At 37.4% G+C, this 20,048-nt stretch carries 11 protein-coding genes; 6 read left to right on the forward strand and 5 right to left on the reverse strand.

The features are described from left to right. Window positions 1–81: 81 nt before the first annotated feature. The 5 genes from ACXZ1K_RS15820 to ACXZ1K_RS15840 form a co-directional block, all read right to left on the reverse strand. Window positions 82–1,443: a TlpA family protein disulfide reductase gene (locus ACXZ1K_RS15820; RefSeq protein WP_458970646.1), complete on the reverse strand. Its 1,362-nt coding sequence runs from the start codon at window positions 1,441–1,443 to the stop codon at window positions 82–84. Window positions 1,444–1,539: 96 nt separating this feature from the next. Continuing rightward, window positions 1,540–2,940 (reverse strand): RagB/SusD family nutrient uptake outer membrane protein, encoded by a 1,401-nt coding sequence (locus ACXZ1K_RS15825; protein WP_458970647.1) that lies wholly within the window; start codon window positions 2,938–2,940, stop codon window positions 1,540–1,542. 18 nt (window positions 2,941–2,958) lie between these two features. After that, window positions 2,959–6,300, reverse strand: a complete 3,342-nt coding sequence (locus tag ACXZ1K_RS15830) for a SusC/RagA family TonB-linked outer membrane protein (protein ID WP_458970648.1) — start codon at window positions 6,298–6,300, stop codon at window positions 2,959–2,961. Between the two features lie 151 nt (window positions 6,301–6,451). Further along, entirely contained in the window at window positions 6,452–7,612 is a 1,161-nt protein-coding gene (locus ACXZ1K_RS15835) for a FecR family protein (protein WP_458970649.1), read from the reverse strand. Window positions 7,613–7,751: 139 nt separating this feature from the next. Continuing rightward, on the reverse strand, window positions 7,752–8,330 hold the full coding sequence (locus tag ACXZ1K_RS15840; RefSeq protein ID WP_458970650.1) for an RNA polymerase sigma factor: 579 nt from the start codon (window positions 8,328–8,330) through the stop codon (window positions 7,752–7,754). A gap of 620 nt (window positions 8,331–8,950) precedes the next feature. Between ACXZ1K_RS15840 and ACXZ1K_RS15845 the strand changes: the two genes are divergently transcribed. The 6 genes from ACXZ1K_RS15845 (at window position 8,951) to ACXZ1K_RS15870 (ending at window position 20,047) form a co-directional block, all read left to right on the forward strand. Then, window positions 8,951–9,949: a hypothetical protein gene (locus tag ACXZ1K_RS15845; RefSeq protein ID WP_458970651.1), complete on the forward strand. Its 999-nt coding sequence runs from the start codon at window positions 8,951–8,953 to the stop codon at window positions 9,947–9,949. 462 nt (window positions 9,950–10,411) lie between these two features. Continuing rightward, window positions 10,412–12,496, forward strand: coding sequence for a hypothetical protein (locus ACXZ1K_RS15850; protein WP_458970652.1), 2,085 nt, complete (start codon window positions 10,412–10,414; stop codon window positions 12,494–12,496). Between the two features lie 123 nt (window positions 12,497–12,619). After that, a complete protein-coding gene (locus tag ACXZ1K_RS15855; RefSeq protein ID WP_458970653.1) occupies window positions 12,620–13,828 on the forward strand; it encodes an AAA family ATPase in 1,209 nt (402 codons plus the stop codon). Between the two features lie 3 nt (window positions 13,829–13,831). Further along, on the forward strand, window positions 13,832–14,386 hold the full coding sequence (locus ACXZ1K_RS15860) for a hypothetical protein (RefSeq protein WP_458970654.1): 555 nt from the start codon (window positions 13,832–13,834) through the stop codon (window positions 14,384–14,386). A gap of 318 nt (window positions 14,387–14,704) precedes the next feature. After that, window positions 14,705–16,789, forward strand: a complete 2,085-nt coding sequence (locus tag ACXZ1K_RS15865) for an AAA family ATPase (RefSeq protein ID WP_458970655.1) — start codon at window positions 14,705–14,707, stop codon at window positions 16,787–16,789. Between the two features lie 513 nt (window positions 16,790–17,302). Next, window positions 17,303–20,047, forward strand: a complete 2,745-nt coding sequence (locus ACXZ1K_RS15870) for an NACHT domain-containing protein (RefSeq protein ID WP_458970656.1) — start codon at window positions 17,303–17,305, stop codon at window positions 20,045–20,047. Window position 20,048 lies beyond the last annotated feature (1 nt).

The following is a 20,048-nucleotide window of genomic DNA, read 5'->3' on the forward strand; positions in this document are numbered from 1 at the left end:
AGTTAGGTGCCTATTTCGATACACAATTACCATCTTCTGAAACCTTTTCCATAATTAGTTAATAGTGGCGTCCCCCCTTTTTTATTCCTCAGAGACAATGATACAACTCATTTTCTCTTTTCCATTAACAAGGTCGAGACCGTGTTTGTGCAGAACCTCCATTACTTGGGACAAATCAGATGGATCACCATCGAAAACCATATCAATGTTATAAACTATTCCTGTTTTGTCTCTTACAACTGGAATTTCATCATATGATATTCCTAAATGTTTATATGCTCCTGTAATCCTGCTAAATTTTAAAAATTCATTAAAAGGTAAATTTTTAATAATTGTGCCAGGTCGGTCAGGCAAAAGTTGCGTTAATCTTTTTCCTCCCTTTGTCTTAAGTCTTTCTGCTTTTTTTTGATCTGAGACCACGAGATTAATAACATCAACATCCCGACTCTCTATACGAGATTTAAATCCTAAATAACGATCCAAGTCATCTTTTAATTGGTTTTTGATTTGTGTAGGAGATGCCCGGTTTTTCAATAGCGTGCTTTGATAAGCCAGAAGATCCGAATTAACAAAATTTACGGCTTTTGCTTGCACTGTTTCTACAATGACCTTTGAACTGATTTTTCCATATAAAGAATCGTTAAAGAACCAAATTGGCTCTCCTGTGAACGCAATCCTATAAAGCTCAGCTAGATTAAAGCCGATGGCTTCAAAACCATTTTTATCGCTAGGCTCGACTAAGCCAGACAAATGATATTGTGGCATATTTTCTGTCCATCGTGTTAATAATGAACGTCCAATAAAAGCTGTATCGATTCCTCCATTACTTTTTCTTCCATTAGTTAGTAAAGGAAGAGCATAATCGTATTTTTTAGGTGGGATTTCATGTCGAGAATAACGTGGGAGGTAATCCGGCGAATGGCCAGCTATTATTTCTGCCAGGGTGGTAGAGTCTATCTGGCCTGCCTTGGCTACTAATGTGCCTTCCGGGTTGATAACAAATATTGCTGGAAGTCCCCAAATATCATATTTGGTTAATGCAACCGTGTCATATGCATTTGTGAATTTCAGATTTTGTCTTTTGGCTCGGTCTGAGAAAAGTTTCTTGATATAAACTTCTTCTTTAATTAGTCCTCTATTATTATTTTCATACATACCGACCATTAAAATTTTTGCTTTCCCTTTGAAAGATTGATCGAGCTGATTTATTTTTGGAAAACTGGCTATGCAGCCACTACAAGACCTACTCCAAAAGTCAATTACTAACCATTTCCCTCTGAAATCACTAATTTTGAGAGTTCTTTCTGGATAATTTACCAAATCTGTAAATGTATGATCTTCAAGTTTTTCGCCAATTTGTGGATAAAGTATTCCACCCTGTTGGGCCATTGATTTAATCTCCAATATGCTAATGAAGATTAGCATGAAAATTTTTAGTTTCATAATAACATATTTAAATTCCTTTTTAGACGAACGAAATAGGAAGAACGGCTATAGTTGAGTATAAAACTTTTCTACAGCCGACCTATCTTAAAATTACTAATATCCAGTATTTTGTCTGAGATTTGGGGCTTTCAGTATCTCTGAATACGGTATTGGCCAAAGCTGTTTGTCTTTGTTCCAACCCCCCCCTTTTAACGTAGTTATTGGAGGCATGACAACATTAACATTCTTAGTGCGTTTTAGGTCAAACCAACGATGTCCTTGTTCAGTAAAGAATTCTGCGTTTCGTTCATGCATTACAGCTGCCATCAATTCATTAGGCGTACTTGCGGAGGATTTATCCAGCCCAGCGCGATTTCTGATCACATTTATATCCTGCGCAGCGCCCGTGAGGTTTCCAAGGATAATCCGAGCTTCCGCACGGATTAAGTATTGTTCTGCAAGTCTAAAAATAACCGAATATTCTGTAAAGTTGGAACCAAATTGCACCTTGTATTTATAAGGATAATGGTAATCTACATTTGGCGTAGGTTCAGTATCGGTATAAGTTCCTATCCAACTTGTCTTTCTTTTATCGGCTGTTTCAAATGCGTTAAACAGCTGGTCACTAATTGTGTATTTCCCTTCTAACGTTGGAACAGTTGTTGGAATATAATTTAAGCCTTCTTCTGTATTGAAATCGCTTCTGTCTACTGGCATAATTTGCCATATAGCCTCCTTGCTGTCTTTGAGAAAAACCTTGTCTAAGGGTTCAAGAAGATATTTACCGTTAGAAATTAATGTTGTTGCAAGCTCCTCTGCACTTTTGTTATCTCCAGTGTACAAATACACTTTCGCCAATAACGCAGTCGCTACATCTTTGTTTGGTCGTATTCGGTCATTTGCTGGACTTAATCCGTCTTGACCAACATTAATTTCATTTAAATTATCCTGGGCAAATTTTAGGTCATTTATGATTTGTTGGTAAACATCTTGCACAGGTTTGCGTGCCATGGATGCATTGTTTGAGTAATCTGTACTAAGTACAATGGGTACATCTCCATACAGGTTAACAAGATTGAAATACCAATATGCTCTAATAAATGAAGCCTCACCTAAAAGTTGTTTTTTTAGATTAGCAGAAAGTTGAGCAGATTTCGTTACGCCTTCATAAACAGCATTTGCTGCATATATAACACTATATGTCCCTGACCAAAATTCGTTAGTTTTACTACTTCGTGGATCTATAGCGTTGATGTATATATCATCTGTTATACTTGAATTGTTTTTCAGTTCATCTGCGGAAATCCCTGTAAGATAAGACAGCGAGTAAGGCGTAGTCACAGTAGAAGAAGACATCTGTCCGTAGATTGTTAATACTGCTGAATTTGCAGTTTCATTCGTGCTGAAAATAGTTTCAGGGACTTCAACATTTTTAGGCGGATCTACTTTTAAAAAATCCTTGCATCCTGTGAAAAGTAAGCAAGAACATATTGATATGATTGAAATAATTTTCATGTGATAATAGATTTAATGCTACAAAGAGATTTGAAGGCCAGCTGTAATTGACCTTAGCGTGGGTAAACTGATATAATTTCCTAACGAAGTAGTTTCAGGATCAAGACCATCAAATTTTGTAAAAGTTAGCAAATTTTGTCCTTGGGCATAAATTCTTACATTCTTCAGTTTAATTTGACGTATCCAGGTCTCAGGTAACTGCCATGATAACGATACATTTTTAAGACGGACAAAAGAGGCATCCCGAATTGTGCCATCACTTCCTGTAAAATTGTTGAATGCAGTCGCAGTAGCTCCTGAACCACCTGCATATTTTTGATACTTGGCCATATCACCAGCCTTTTGCCATCTGTCTAAAAACTCTGCGGGCATATTCGATCCATCAAGCGCATATCTTCCTACAGCAATTCCTCCCACAAAATCTCTTCCTGTTTGTTTTACAAATTGGAAGAATACGTCAAGGGTTAGACCGTGAAGAGTAAAAGTATTATTCATTCCACCATAGAATTTTTGACCTACAAAAACCGGATATTTGTCTAGTTCCGAGGTCGCAGTTCCGTTCTTGTCGAGATCCTCAAACGTATAAAGACCTGTAGTTTCATCTATTCCTTTATACTTATAAAGTAATGAAACGCTTAATGGGTATCCGATCCGGTAGTAATTTGCATAGTAAGAGTTTTCCAGATTATCATACTTTATCAATTTGTTTTTTGGTATAGTTAGATTTGCCGAGGTTGACCAAGAAAAATTTTTCTTCGAAATATTATTTGTTGAAATAGTAAACTCTGCGCCACTGTTTTGTATTACAGCGGGAAGGTTGGCAATGATGGAATTAAAGCCGGTGAACGAAGGCAAACCAAAACCCACCAATTGATTGTCCGTTCTGTTGCGGTAAATGCTGGAATTTAATCTAATATTGTTTTGCAAAAATCCAAGTTCCAGAGCCGCTTCTATTTTGTTAATCGTCTCCCAGTGATAGTAGGGATTACCTATTGTTGCAGGATATATCCCGGAAGTTCCGTAGTACCCATTTGGGGAAGTATAAGCACTTAGATAGCTATAGTCTGAAATCTGATCATTTCCTGTCTTTCCAATGCTCCCACGGACTTTACCAAAACTTAGGAATGGCAAATTATTCAATAGCCACTTCTCTTTGCTGAAAATCCAGGCAACACCAATTGCTCCAAAATTCCCAAATTGTTCGCCTGGTCCAAACCGTGAACTACCATCCCTACGTCCAGTTAAGTTTAATACATACTTCTCATCATAATTATAACCTATGCGTGCTAGAAAGGCGGTATATCTATAATCAGAGTTATTGTTTAATCCTGAAGAAAATGTCGCAGCCGCGACATTTTCTATGAGTATGTCACTTGAAAATCCATATGCCGAGTGTAGAAATCCTTTCTGCTGACTGGATTGGAATGTTGTTCCTAGAAGTGCATCGATATGATGTTTGCCAAAGGTCTTCTTGTAGTTTAGCTGTGGCTCAGTTATCCAAGATCGTACGTCATTAACTGCTAGAGTTAACCTCCTGTATTCAGATGCTGGTGATGATGACGGTATGTATGATGTAAATGGTCTGTAGTTATTCTCATTTAATCGAAGAGAATTGTATCCAATATTTGCTTTAAAATCTAATCCATCAAGAATTGTGTATCTAGCAGTAATATTTCCAATAATATTTTCTGCAATCGAATTCGCTCTGCGTTTCAATATACCTAGCGGATTGTTAAATCTATTATTTTGCCAGTTTAAATTTCCATTCGCATCGTAAAGATCTGGTGCATTAGGTGCCTGAAATATATACCTGGTCAAATCTGCTGTTGGAGCAGCATTATTATTATTTGAATAATTTATGGCAGTAGTGACTTGTAGTTTTTTGTTCTCTGAGTTGTGAGTGATGCTCGCATTTGCTGAGCCTATTTTATTCTCAAATTCTCCAGGAAAAACAGTTGTTTCCTTCCGGTAAGATAGGCCAACCAAATATTGAAGTGAATTATTACCTCCCGTTATTGATGCCGAAGCGTTTGTAATCCTGGCTGTGCCACTTATTAGTAGTTTCTGCCAATCCGTGTATTTATTTATGTTATTATCAGCTGCCCATCCGCCATTAACATCATTTTCAAAGGCAGCTGGATTTCGTTTGTCATTTTTGAGACCTTCCAATCTCATTTCCAAATACTCCTGACTATTCATTAAATCAAGGAATTTTGTCACTTTGCTTGCTCCCGAATATACGCTAACATTGAGGTTTGTTTTACCAACTGACCCGCGCTTAGTAGTTATTAATACGACACCGTTTGCTCCTCGTGATCCATAGATTGCGGTTGCATCAGCATCGCGGAGTACGTCAATACTTTCTATGTCCTCCGGCCTGATGCTGTTGAAAGGGCTTAGCTGGCTAAGATAGGTTGCATTTTCAGTCTGTGATAAGGAGGCTGAGTTAAATGGGATTCCATCAACAATATACAAGGGTTCACTTGCGCCATCTCGAAGGCTGTTACGCCCTCTAATATTAATATTAAGCGGGGAACCCGTTACTCCCGATGTTTGAGTAATGTAGATACCTGGCAATCTGCCTTGAAGTGCTACCAGCGGGTTGCTGATGGGTTGTTTACTAATAATATCGGAAGTTACTCTGCCTACACTTCCAGTATTGAGCTCTTCTTTTTGAGTATAATATCCTTTATTGACTACTACAATTTCTTTAAGTTCTCTATTTATTTGCTTTAATACAATCATTGGAACGATTCCATCATGATATTTAATTTCAGTACTCTCGTATCCGACCAGAGTTATTATCAGTGTACCATCGGATGGGACATTTTTTAAAACAAAATTGCCAGCGGCATTTGACATTGTCCCTCTGTTAGTACCTTTTAATAGAATAGTGGCTAGTTCAAGAGGTTTACTGTCTTGATCTAGGACTGAGCCTTCTATATCTTGCAATCGCTGAGTTTCGCTTTGTTTCTCCGCAGTCTTTACCCCAATTAGAATGATATTATCTGCTATCTTATAATAAAAAGGTTGATTAAAAAAAATCGACTGTAAAGCTGTTTCAAGAGGCGCAGAATTTATGTTTATTGATACTGGATTAGGTTTTTGAATATTTTCCGATGGCAGGGAATAACCATAGCCGGTTTGCTGACGAATAGAATGCAGCACATCCGACAATCGTGCATTTTTAAAAGAGAGCGACACCTGCTGGCCTTTGGCGGCTGAAGCCATTTGAACGCTGATGATGGTAAGGAATGCAATAATAAACTTCATAACAATCCACTTATAGATTTTGGTCTTTGTAGCATAGCTATCCTTCGGAAAATAGCATAGCTTACCCCCGTAATGAATTAAATTCATAATTTTGTGTTTGGTTGGTTCTTAAATATTTACTACTTCTGGCAAGATTTGGTAATTAGAACTGGCTTAGCCGGGTTCTGAGTTGCAGTCAGAATCCGGTTTTTTAGAAGATTGCTAGTCTATATACCTTTTGGTTAATGGTGTATTGATTCTATTTTCCCGAAATTTTAAGCCTCCTTTCATCTGTTAGCGTGATTTTAATGCCGTTACTAAATAGCACCGCATCTGCAAATTTGGCTAGGGTAAGTTTTTTCGGATACTCCCCAGATATCTTCAGATCAGAAATGTTGCTAAAATCTGCGTCTACATTGTACCAACGGGATAGCTGATGCAATACGTCAGAGGCGGGTGTATTATCAAAATAGAAATACCCGTCCTTCCAGGATATCGCAGCGGAAGTATTCACTTGACTTACTTTAAAGCTTCCGTTTGCTAATAACAGCGCTTGTTGATCCGGCTTCAATAATTGTTTGAGGGAGGATTGTTGTGAAGATTTGAGTTCCACACTGCCTTCGGCAAGTGTAGTTTTAACAGTTTCGTTGGGGTAGGCACTTATATTAAAATGTGTACCCAATACTTCTACTTCCTGGGTGGCTGTCGCCACGATGAAAGGATGCGCTTTGTCTTTTGCAACCTGGAAATATCCTTCACCGGTCAGCTCTACCCTGCGTTCTTTTAATCCCGTAAAATTGGCAGGGTATGCTAAGCTAGACGCGGCATTTAAACTAACCAGTGTCCCATCCGGCAAACGCACATCGTATGTTTCTCCTTTGGCAGTCGTTAGGGTGTTCATGTTATTGTTCTCTACACCTTTGTCTTTAATCTCGTAGATCAGCTTTCCTTCTGCTGTCTTAGTAATGCTTACTCCAGACTGCTCAGCAAGCTTGCCATTGGTAGCATCAGTTAATTTTATAGTCTTGCCATTGGCTAAAGTCAGGGTCGCCCCTTGCCTGCCCGGAGCAATGTCATTTTGATACGCTACGGCGTCCTGATTCTGGTTTAGCTTGTCGCTATCGTTGTATTTAAAAAAGTAAACGCCAAATGCTAAGGCGGTAACCGCCGCAGCGATTGCTGCTACTCTTGGCCAAAGTTTAATTGTTGTTGTTCTTGTCTGTGTTGCTGGATTATCTATTTGGTGTTTAGAAATTGCGGCCCACATTTGGTCGCTCACATCCACCAATTGCTCGTCGGTAAAATGATGTGCGTTGCCTTGCTTTAACTGCAAAATCCACAGTCTGGCCATTTCCAGCTCCTGCTCTGTTGCTGTTCCTGCTTCTACGCGTTCTAAAACTTCTTTAATGTTCCTCTTCATTTCACCAAAGCTCTGTTTTTGCCTTCATTAAATACAAGGCGTGCAAACCCCGCAGAATAATTACTCCAAATCAAAAAAAAGTTAAAATAATGTTAATTGGTTTATTAAGATACTGATTATCAATCAGAATAATTACTTACTAAGAATGCAAAACATACAGGATATAGATCACAATGCCCAGTTTATTCCTCAAATGTTTCAAACTTCTTTGCAGGTGCACATTCACGGTATGTTCTGAAATGCGCAGTTCCGCAGCAATCTCTTTGGCATTGAGCTGTTGTATATGCTTTAGCTCGTAGACTTCACGCATCCTTGGTGGCATGGCCTCAATCTCTTTCTGGATCATGGCAGCAATTTCTTTCTCGCGAATCAGGTAATCGCTTTCTGCAGAGTCGACATCGATATGGAAATCTCCCTGGGAAATGTATTTTCTTATGATCTTCTGGTGCCTAAAAATATCCAGGATCTTATTGATCACTGATTTGTATAAATAGCTGGAAAGTGAGGTATGCAGGGCAAGCTTCTCCCGGTTGTTCAATATCCAGACAAAAACATCCTGAACCACATCCATCGCCTCCCCCTCATCTTCCAGTTTCTTAACCGCAAACAAAAACAGCAGCTTATCATAACGGATATAGATTTCCTTAAACGCAGCATCATCCCCCTCCCGGAATAACTCGGCAAGCTCAGTATCACTAAATTTTTCGTAATCTAACATCAGCTTAAATTCTACTGCTAATTATTATGAAATCCCTGAAAGCAAATATGAATTACTTATTTGTAAAAGCCCAACTCTTGAAAAAATAAATTTTAAGCAATTGAAAATTGCGTAAAATTTTTGAGCACTTCGTGCTGGATTTATTTCCGCATCTTGGATCTGGATGCTCAAACGGTTAGACTTACCACGTACTTAGCAATATGAACGTTGTCATTCCGAGGTATCGAGGAATCTCATGTTAACATTCAAAAAAGAATTGTCAGAAAGCTGGAAATCTTTTATGCTGTAACCAAGATAACTTTATAGTGGTAAAGCGTCTTTTAACACCGTTGATGATTAAAACGGAATTGATCGGCATTTAACAATAGGTACGTTTTTATTATTGTCGTTACAATCACGCGATACAAAAGCTTAATAAAGGGATAAGGGCTAAGTAAGTATGCAGTCGAAGCGTTCGTAAATGTGCAGATTCTACACAATCGAACTCCTTGAGCTAATTTCAACACAATTAACTTACCCATCCGCCTAAGTAGAAAAATATGTTATTGTGCAGAATTCCAATAAGTTTTAGTAATTTTCATGTACACAATAATCGTTAACATTTTTAATATCAAATATAAATGCTCTTATCAACCGTTGTTGTGCAAGTAATTTTGGCGATACTGCTATTTTTCGCTATTAACTGGGTGGGAAAACATTCGGTATCGATCGGCTATGTCGAAATCACGATCTTCAGCCAGCATGAAGACAACCCTGCTTTTAATTTTTTGATCCGTGTATTAAGCCCGCAGGTTTATCTTATAGTGGTTTCGAGTATATTTTACGGATTAAAGCTGGATCAGCTTGTGATCAATATTTATCTGGTAAGCATCTATTATGTGATCTTCCGGTTTCTAGCCGGGCTAGTTATGGGCAGACTTCTGCTATTGAACTGGCCTAAACAGCTTCTTTATTGGGTTGCGATAATCAGTATTTCATACTTGTTGTACGAAAACCTGATTAAAAATAAGAAGTCCATATTACCAGATTTTAGTTCAGTTTCAAATGAGCTCTGGATCATTATTATGGTGTTTTTCTATCAGCTTGTCAACAAACTTGATTTTAGTACACCTAATGCAGCCAAAAGAAAGGGAAATTATATCCACAAAAAGTACCTGACATTAAAAAAGAAATACGGAGGTTTGATCGGCCCGCTCACTGAAAACAAGGCGTTGGAGGTCTTAACTTACGCGATCCTAATATATGAAGATTTCAACAGACCTCTGATCGTTCGTTGGATCGAATATTTAGTGTTTTTTGTAACAGGCAGATCACACACACTGGGAATTATGCAGATAAGAACCAACCACTATATTGGAGACCGACAGAGCGTTGACCTCGGAGTAAGAAAAATCACCATGAAATACACTCAACTGAAGAATTCGGAGCTCTGGCGAGGTTTTGAGAACGAGGATCAAGTAGCTAGAGAACTCGTCAGAGATTTTAATGGCGGGGATAGTTACTGGTATGAGGTTTGGAATTTGACGGAGATCATTAAGGAAAAATTTTACAAGGGTGATACGGATAAATTGCTGACAGTGATCAAAGAAATTGGGGTTACGGATATTGTACGGGATTAACCTAAATTGCTTAAAAGTTCAATATCGTTGAATATATAAATTTTGGTTCTTGAGTAAGTCGATGAATATTAATATTAGCTGAGAAAGCGATATAAATGCTGTTTTAAGGTGGATTATCACAACATCACGTGCTAACTGTCTTACAATAGAATATGGTAGAAAGATAAGGTACGCCCATATTTATTTTGCTTCGCAGGATTTCCAAATTGAACAACTCTTCAATTGACTCGCTCTTTCCCTGCCCATCTTGCTGAATTGATTGCAGCATCTCGAGCATCCCCCGGCTACACCAAGAAAGATATCAACTCGGTCAGATGACACCATATCTTAGCCACAAAGGTAAAATTAGGAAACGTTCTTAAAATCACTCTACTTCAACACAATGCAGATATAGATAGAAATGGTTCATATTCTGTTAATTACAAGAAGTTCAATATATTTGATTTACCAACAAACTAAATTATGCCCAACCACCATCAAAGAGAAATCTTCAGACTAGCAGCAGTATTGTATGCGGAAAACAACTACGAGGTAAACCCTTCAACAATTCAAAGAAAAATCATCGAGTCAGTTTTCTTAGACAATAGTAACGCCGAAATTACAGTTCATCAGATTATTGAGTTGATCGAAAAGGATTATAACTTCATATTCGACTTTGAAGAGGTTCTTGAAATTGTCAGTAAAAATGAAACAACTCATTTTCTCATAGGTCCGCGTTACGCCACTGATTTGTTAGTGAGTCTTACGCCAAAAAGAATACAAGCAATCAATTCCAAGTTAACCACCAACAATATTGATTATTTTATCCAAGAGTTTTTAGAGGTACATAAAGAGCTTAATGGTTCACTAGATGGCAAGTCGATCATCTACAAATTTCTGTATGAGATCTTTAATAATAACATATCCAGTTTTTCGAAACTAATTGACTATAAAAAAGATCTCGACGGCGCAATAAATGTGGATGAATCATTTAATGTCGTGGAAAAAACAATTATTAACGCCTTTCTTCAATGGGATAACAATGGAAAAAATAAGGCTATTTTTGATATTTCTAGCTATGCTTTGGAATATTGCATGATTACAAACAAAGAATCTAACCAAACATTTCATCTCAAAAGCCTGAAAAACAAAGATTTTTACTTAGATACTAATGTCTTATTCCGAGCAATAGGTATAAATGGAGAAAATAGACAAGCAAGAACCAAAACCTTTTTAGATAAGTTCAACGAGGCAGGTGAAAAACTTTATATATCAAAGTTTACCGAACAGGAATATAAATCGACATTAAAATATTATTGCGAACAGATTTCTAGAAAATCATATTCAAAAGTAGATCCGAGAGTATATTCTCGGTTTCAAAAGAATTCTGACTTTTTTCATTTTTATCACAAGTGGCGTGTGAATAGGACAAATGATAGTATAAAACTTTTTGAAGCACATCTTCTTGCTGAATATGAAGGTTTGAAAGCAAGGTTTAAAATAGAAGAAGAATATAATGTGGGATTTAATGAAAAAGATGAGGACATAATAAAACGAATAAACGAGCTTGCAACAGATATATTTTCCTTTAAAAACAAAGAAAATAGTTATTTCAACCGATTTGAAACCGCGGAAACTGACGCAAAAAATATTCTATTAATTAAGGAAAAAAGAAATGGAAAATTTCGTAACATTTTTGAAACAAAATTTTACTTCATATCTTCCGACCAAGGCTTAAGAAGATGGGATTTCCAAAGAAAAGACTCTACTCCAGCAGTATTATTGCCGTCACAATGGATGAGTATTCTACTTAGATATGTAAACCGGTCAAGCGACGATTTTAAAAGCTTTGTCAGCTTCCTAAACTTATCACAAAATGAAGCACATATCAGTAGCGAAAATTTACAGCTCATTTTAATTGGGATTGGAGAGATAACTCAAGATGTAGAAAGGCAGTCAGCGATAGTGGAAACAATGATCCAAAACAAATTTAAAGGAATAATTGATCAAGCGTATACTGAAGAAGAAATTATTGAACACGCGAAAAGCTTCGCAAAAACAGAGCTCGACATGCATCTCGATTTGGCGATTATTGATAAACAAAATCTAGAATTAAGCTTGCAGACACATATTTCTGGTGCGAAAGCGGCAATTCATGAACAACACGAGAAACAAGAGAGAGAAAGACTGAAGGCAAAAGATTTAGAAACACAAAATCTCCACCTAAAAAAGACGCTTGTAAAGGAATTTGTCTCAGCGCAAATACTTGATTGGAAAATAAAAGGAGCTCTGGCAGGAATTGCTATTCTGTTTATATTACTTTTTTACCTTCTTTTATTTTGTTGTAAATCTGACTCCTGGAATTTTTCTTCACAGGTTGCAAACTGGATCAATTTGCTTCCTGCAGAATCTACAGAGAAATCTGTAGCATATTCTGTTTACATTTTGCCTGCAGGTGCGCTAATCTTCTTAGTAAACGTGTTTCATAAACGTATTATATCCAAAGAAGAGGAAGTAAATAAGAGAGCCAAATTGGAACAGGCAGCCTTTCAAAAGTATAGTCAATAGAGCCGAATAAAAATTAAATCGACAGAACTCGTTAATACCTTTAATCTTGAATTATGCAATAAGTATTAATTGCTATTATTAAATAAATAATTAGTTTTGTATGCATCTAATAATAGAATATCGTTGAATACATATCTAAAAAAAGCATCACTTCAAGGTTATCGAACAATTCGAAACGTCGAAGTTGAGTTTGCTCCCGCATTGAACATCATAATTGGTAAGAATGGAAGCGGGAAGACAAATTTTATGTCATTTTTGTATAATAGCCTTAATTTAGAATATTCTGGCTTAACTGGTTTTAGAAGTATATTAGAATTTAACGGCAAATCTCAATATTCTTTGACAGCGACTAGGAGCTTAGAAAATTTAAAACCAGAGGATCTAATCAAAAAAAATCTTGATGATAAGGTTGATATTTCAGTAAGAAAAGTTCATGATACGTTCGAAACTAAGGTGGAAGATCAGTCTCAAATCAATGAATTTTTGAAACCAATTGGCACATTTGAAATCGCTAATTTTATACGGCACGGCATCGATGCCAATAATTTTAATGTTACAATATCATCACCACTAGCTTTTGACATCGATATTAGCAATTTAACTTCACTCAACAGCGCAGAACTTTTTTTAAATTACTCTAAAACCAGAGGATCGTCTTCCTTCACTTCAGCACTTTTTTTAAATCTTCTGATCTCAGTGATACTAGAGAAAGATTTACAGGATAAAGATTTACAAAAGCATTTCACTGAAAAAGTCTGCACAGTTTTTGAACTAATTTGCAATACTTTGAATCGGTACATAAATAAATACTTACCAATAGAATCAGTACGATTAAATCCTGCTTTCAAGGTCTACACTGACGATGAAAAAAAACTTATTAAATTTCAAGGACTAATTTTCGACTTTAAATTCGGAGGAGATTGGCTACCTTTTTCAAGTTTATCCGATGGAACAAAAAGACTATTCTATCTTTTCGCTGAAATCATGATTGCGCCAACCTATTCATCCATTAGGTCTACGAGTATCCCATCTAACAGAATTTTGCTTGTAGAAGAACCTGAACTTGGCATACATCCGCATCAATTTCATGAAATTATGAGCTTCTTAAAAGAGGTTTCTTTAGAGAATCAGGTAATTATAACAACACATTCGCCACAATCTCTAAATATAGTAACCGAAAATGACTTGCAGACAATAATAATCTCCTCGTATAATCAAGAAGAGGGATCAACATTCAAAAAGTTAACTAGTGACCAAATCTCGAAGGCAAAAATATACATGGAAGATATGTATCTCAGTGACTACTGGGTTTATTCTGATTTAGAGGAGTAAAACATGAAAATAGGATTGGTGGGAGAATCTCCGCATGATACTGCGAGCATTATAAATCTTTTTAGTAAAGTATATGAAAATTTACAATTTGTAAATTTGATAAATAATATTCGAGGTTCTCAGTTAGATCAACTGCAACCTACAAAGCGATTACTTCGTCTTGAATACCAAGTTCAGAAGCCAGATCTTGTAATATTTATTCGCGATCTTGACGGATTATCAAATGATCAGTCAAAAATTGAATTAAGGAAAAATTATTATAATGAATTTAAAACTGTGGTAGATAGAAAGTCAATTTTCATGCTTAATATTTATGAGATAGAAGCGTTAATTTTGTGCGATTTGTCAGCCTTTAATACCCACTACGAATGCTCTTGCGTAAATTCAGTAGACCCTCATACTGTCGAAAACCCTAAAGAATATTTAAAGGTTTTAAATAAAGAATATGTGGAAGTAGACAATGCTGAAATATTTTCCAAAATAAACCATTATAAATTAATCGAAAACTCATCCTATTATAGAAAATTCATTCAAAGATTTGAAAAGCTAGTGAATTGATATTATTTTCTCAATCTCGCATTTCTCGTTAGCATGGTTTTTTTGGAATAGTGATAATCCATTCTAATCGTCCACCATCTGGGCAGTCCGTTTTTACTGAATACGGATAGGAGTAGCTGCTGTGCATCTGCAGTTATGCTATAGTGATTGATTAAATAAAAGGTGGAGGGTTAAGAGTTCCGCTTATTCCCTTTTTGTGCCCGAACCAGATTGGTCCGGAGCGGATAGCTTTGTAGAGCAAATTTGTTTCAATTATCTTAGTGGGCCAGATGGTACTTGCTCCATTGAATTTAACTGACGAATGATTAAGTTTACGGTATGGATAATCTGTTGATCGGAGTTGACAATGAGGAATTTTACAGCGGCGAGGAAAAAATACTTTTCTTGGGAAATATCAAGACACTAAACCTTTTCATTGGCGCCAACAATACGAGGAAAAGCCGTTTGTTGCGTTCTATTGCCAGGCTTGACCAAAAACAGATTTTATCATCCCAAGTCAATCTCGAACAGCTAAAGCAAGATACCTACAAGATCCTAAAATCCTTGGAGGATGCATTTGACCAGTTTCCGAAAGTTTCGCTTATCCGCTATCGTAGCTCCAGGGACAATGTTGTTCCGGATAAACGTTTCTCCTATCTGCGGATGTATTTTGATGCCACCAGTTCACCTGACGTAAACTTTAATCAACTGAAAAATTTGCTGGAGCAAATCTTCAAGGAATATCAGGCCTATATCAATCAGGAAATGGCGATTTCGCTTCAAGACCGGACTCTCCGATTTTACGACATCGTGGACTTACTGGACTACGTTTACGAACTGGCGGCTGGAGGGGTCGACATTACGGCTATCACCAATAATGGCCGCTTGGAGGAAGGGAATGCGAATTCGATCAGTTTCTCTATTCCTGACAGGGACGAATTCAACAAGATTGCAAACCTGCAGTTCAAATCTAAAATCATCGCTGACCTGAAGGAATTGCTCGGCAGGTACCTGACCCTTAAAACACAAATTCTTAAACCCAAATGCATTTATATCCCAGTCCTTCGTTCTTCCCGGAATTTGTTAAATGCAAACAGAACCATTAACGAGGAAAACCTCTTTCGGAGTACCGTCAACTACCAGTATTTCGGCGCTCATAAGGCTCCCGGGCACATAACCGTACATACCGGACAGGATCACTATGAACTGATTGATAAAGCTAAACGGGGTAAGACGCACAAACGGAGAGATTTCGATGAATTTGAGGCTTTTATTGGTCGCTCCTTCTTCCAGTCAAAAGACATCGAAATCATTGCTTATAATGATGACGGCGAAAGGGACATCATTGTGAACTTGCCTGGTGAGCGACCGGATGTTGCCATACATGATCTCGGTGATGGTGTCCAGGCGATCATCAACATCTTTTTCCCGATTTTTACAGCGGCCGAATGTTCCTGGATTTTTATTGATGAACCCGAACTGAATATGCATCCAGGATTTCAGAACCTGATGATCCGGACACTTGCTGAAAACAGTTTCCTGAAGCAAAAGAATCTGCGTTATTTCATCAATTCGCACTCCAACCATATCCTCTCAGAGATGTTGCTGGGCAATAAATCGCAGTCTGAGATATTTGTTTTCCATCGCAGGGACGAGTACAGCAGTACAGTCCGATCTTTTGAGGGTTTTGAGAATGCGACACTTGATTTGTTGGGTGTACTGAATACTTCTACACTAATCAGTAATTGCTCTATTTGGGTAGAAGGTATCACCGACCGGATTTACCTCAGGGCTTACCTGACCGCATTTTTAAAAGACCGCACAGACTTCCTTCCCATCGAAGGGCTCAACTATTCTTTCATTGAATACGGTGGCAAAAATATCGTTCATTACTTATTTGAAGATACGATGCAACCGGGATTGGGAACTGACCCGATTAATGCCTGGTTCATCAACTCCAGGATCTTTCTACTTGCTGACACCGATAAAGGTAAGGAAAAGCTACATGAAGAGAGAGAGGCTAGACAAACTCAGAGGTTTGTATATGAGCAAACCAGGTTGACGGAGATCGAAAATATCGTACCGAATGCTGTGCTATCGTCGTATTTGACTGACAAACTCGGTATCCCCCATGCTCTTAGTTTGGAGGTGATGAAAAATAAGAAGGAATACATTGGTCTTGGCAAATATTTACAGGGGCGTTTTGACAAACTGGGTATCCAGCGAAAAATTTCTACACCCAGTGGAACCTTAAAAAATGACTATAAAAGTAGCCTGGCTGAATATGTTTTAATGCAGGTTCAGAAAGGATCATTGACCTGGCGGGAACTTAGACAGCAGGACGACATCAAAAGAATAACGCATAGACTATTTGATTTTATTGCTCTGTCCAATCAACGTTCCGATGTGATCTCACCGGTCTAATGAACATCATTACGAATAACTCAATAATATTCTCGGATCAATGCCGCGGTCAGTGGTGCCTTCCGCTTTTTAGCCTTCTATCCACTATAATTTGGATAAAAATCACCTGGGCGTCAAACATAAGCACAATACTGTTTTAACAATCTGCGGTGATTTAAAATTAAGATTAAATACATCTGCTAAGGCGGGTTGCAGATCAAAAATCAAAAAGGGGTTGAGGTGGGCCATCAAGTTGGCTGACATTGATGAGCATTGTAAAACAGTGGTTAAGTTTAAGAGTAAAGTTGAGGGATATTTTTACCTAAGCTATAATCAATTTTGAGAAAGTGTTGAACTATAAAATTTAAGTAAACTGGAAATACCAATACAGATAAAAAAAAGCAACCGGCCAACTTAATATGATTTCAACATCCAGGATTATATTAAATATTCCAAATTGATAATAATATTGCTGAGAAATTTTATTGCAAAGTTTTTATTTTATATTTTGGAAATCAAACGACTACATCTGATATGCATTCTCAAAACCCTCTCGCAGACCTGAATAATCTATTGAATAATTTCTCCGTACAATCGCGAATTGCGCATGAAAATAAAGACGACGGATTTATAGAACTTGCAGAACCTTTTTTGATGAACCTGTTGAACATTACCCTCTCTGCAGAGTTCGTGCCTGCTACTTCGACTCTTCGAAACAAGTTAGGAGTGAGCCTAATTGATAAGCGTAAAAGATTTGGGTTGTGTATCGTCTGGGGGCCAAATATTGCCGAAGTGAAGGAAACTTTTGTAGAGCTCGTCGGTAGCCGTTTCGAAAGATCGATCGAACAGGTATTTACCTTCGTTCTCACAAAGAAAGACCCATCCGGCTATTCCCAAGTTGTTTTCAATAGGCTTAAAGGTAGCAAAGTGAAGTTTGAGGAAAAACAGCACATCATTGATACCACGGATATCTATAGGCTTCTGAAGGGAAGGCAATCATCGGCAATAGGAAGGGCAATAGGTATACTGCGTAAAGGATTTGCAACTATCCGTTACACACCTGATTTTAGTGAGGAGGACTATAAGCAATTTCAAAGGTCTTATTTTTCAGCATGTTCTAGAAATTTTGGAAACATTAACTTTTTTGGCCTTTCGGTAAGTAGGGTTCAGACAGAAGAAATTGAATTGAATAAAATTTACGTCAAGCCCAAGTTTTGGGTTCTTGAGCAAACGGTTAGTAAGACTACTATCAACAACCATCAATCGCTCATGGATATTCCAGTTTCAGGTACTCGCAAAGCATTTTCACAACTTTTTTCAATTGATAAACATTTGGTGCTCTTAGGTAAGCCAGGTGCCGGGAAATCTTTGTTAATAAAATATGCAATTTCTAGTATCGTGAACAAATGGGAAAGTGAGTTCGAAGCACAATCCATCTACGGACATTTGCCCTTTGTTATTGAGCTGCATAAATACAATGAGTTCAGAAAGTCCAAGGAGCTAGGCTTACGGGAATATCTCGTTCATTTGCTCGAACTACAGTATCAGACCAGTATAACGAAAAATAACCTAAACACCATCTTCTCTAACTTTCCGACGATATGCTTTTTTGACGGCCTCGATGAGATATTAAATATTCAGGAACGAACCCAAGTCCGCAACGATATCGAGATATTTTTGGGACATTATCGTAGAGGCCGATCCATAGTAACAAGCAGGTACGAATCTTACAGGGAAGTTGGTATGGATAAGCGATATCGACTAGCTGAAGTTTTGGATTTTGAAGATATACAGCTAAAAGATTATGTCAGGAAATGGTACGGCATAAATGAAAGGGACATATCAATGAGAACCTCACAGATCGATTCCTTTATGAAGGAGGTTGCATCTGTCGAGCCGGAACTGAGATTTAATCCCTTATTGTTAGCACTTATTCTTATCATTTACAGAAATAATAAAAATAGAATACCGACTACCCGTTACGAGATATTTGCCGGATGCACGAGCACTATGGTCTTTACCAGAGATAAAGTCCTAAAAAAGCTTTTTCCCAGAGTAAATGAAGCCGATGTTATGGCTGTATTCTCAGAATTAGCCTATTGGCAATTTGAAAACGAAAGGCGACAAACAATTTTTGACCACCAGGATGTCCAATATCAAATCAGATCTATACTTTCCCGTAATAAGAGTGTACCTGTTGATAAGCTGGACAAAGCAACCACGTTATTTACTTATTTTGCAAATTTAAGATCTATCTATATCGAAAACAGATTCAGCCACAAGACATTTTTGGAATATTTTACTGCCTCGATGGCATATAAATTGTGTTGTGGAAATATTTCAGAAAACTCAACACAAAATTATTCAACCGATTATGATAACATCAAAAAGAAATACACCGATTTTTTTGCGAAGAGACTATCGTCCTCCTATTGGACTGTCGTTCTAGAAGTACTTATCTGCAAAATAGATATAGAGCAACGTCTTGTTCCAGTTTGGGAAATCATCAACGAACTACTAGAAAAAGAAACGAAGGACGCGGTAGTGTTTTTCTTGCCAGTTATCAAGTTCTTCAAAAATGTCGATGCAAGATCATTGATCGAGCTTCTTAAAACAGCAATCGATTTTTGTTTGAAAAGAGATGAGTCTGTTTTCGCGCTGTTGATATTCACATATCATACAAAACCTTTAAGGGCGTATTTCCTTGATGCTCTATCCATGCTCATGGAGGACCAGTCCATAGCTTTGTCCGATAAGATCATATTTCTTTATGAATTTGCCCTCGCTGCTGACGATCTCAGCCTGTCAAAGCTCCTTAGCACATCGGGAATTTCCTACGAAGATGAATATCCCCGCGTGTTGATTGATTATGTCCAATTGATAAAGGACATAGATCATTTGTCTTCAATAATAAGTCTCAAGAGCTTAAATGAGACAAGACATTTACTTAAAGAGGAGTTCAAATCCGTATACAAGAGGAAGATCTTTTTTGGACATGAGAGATTTAATTACATCGTCAGCTTTTTTACTCGCAGAGACCTTGTCGACTGGGAGTCTGCGTATCTACTACTTGTCAATAAAGGGGTAGAAATTGGTTTGTTAACCAGTGCAGCCGAATCGATAACCATGCTTGATTATTCCTCAGGTGATATTGAACACCTTATCAGGAAAACAAAAATCCAGGGATTCAAAGAATTCCTAAGGGTGCTAAAGAAAAGAAGCAAACCCGATCCTGAAAAACAACAGCTTTCCAAGTTCTTCCGGCCAAAAAGAAAATAAT

The organism is Pedobacter jaeyakensis, assembly GCF_054461315.1.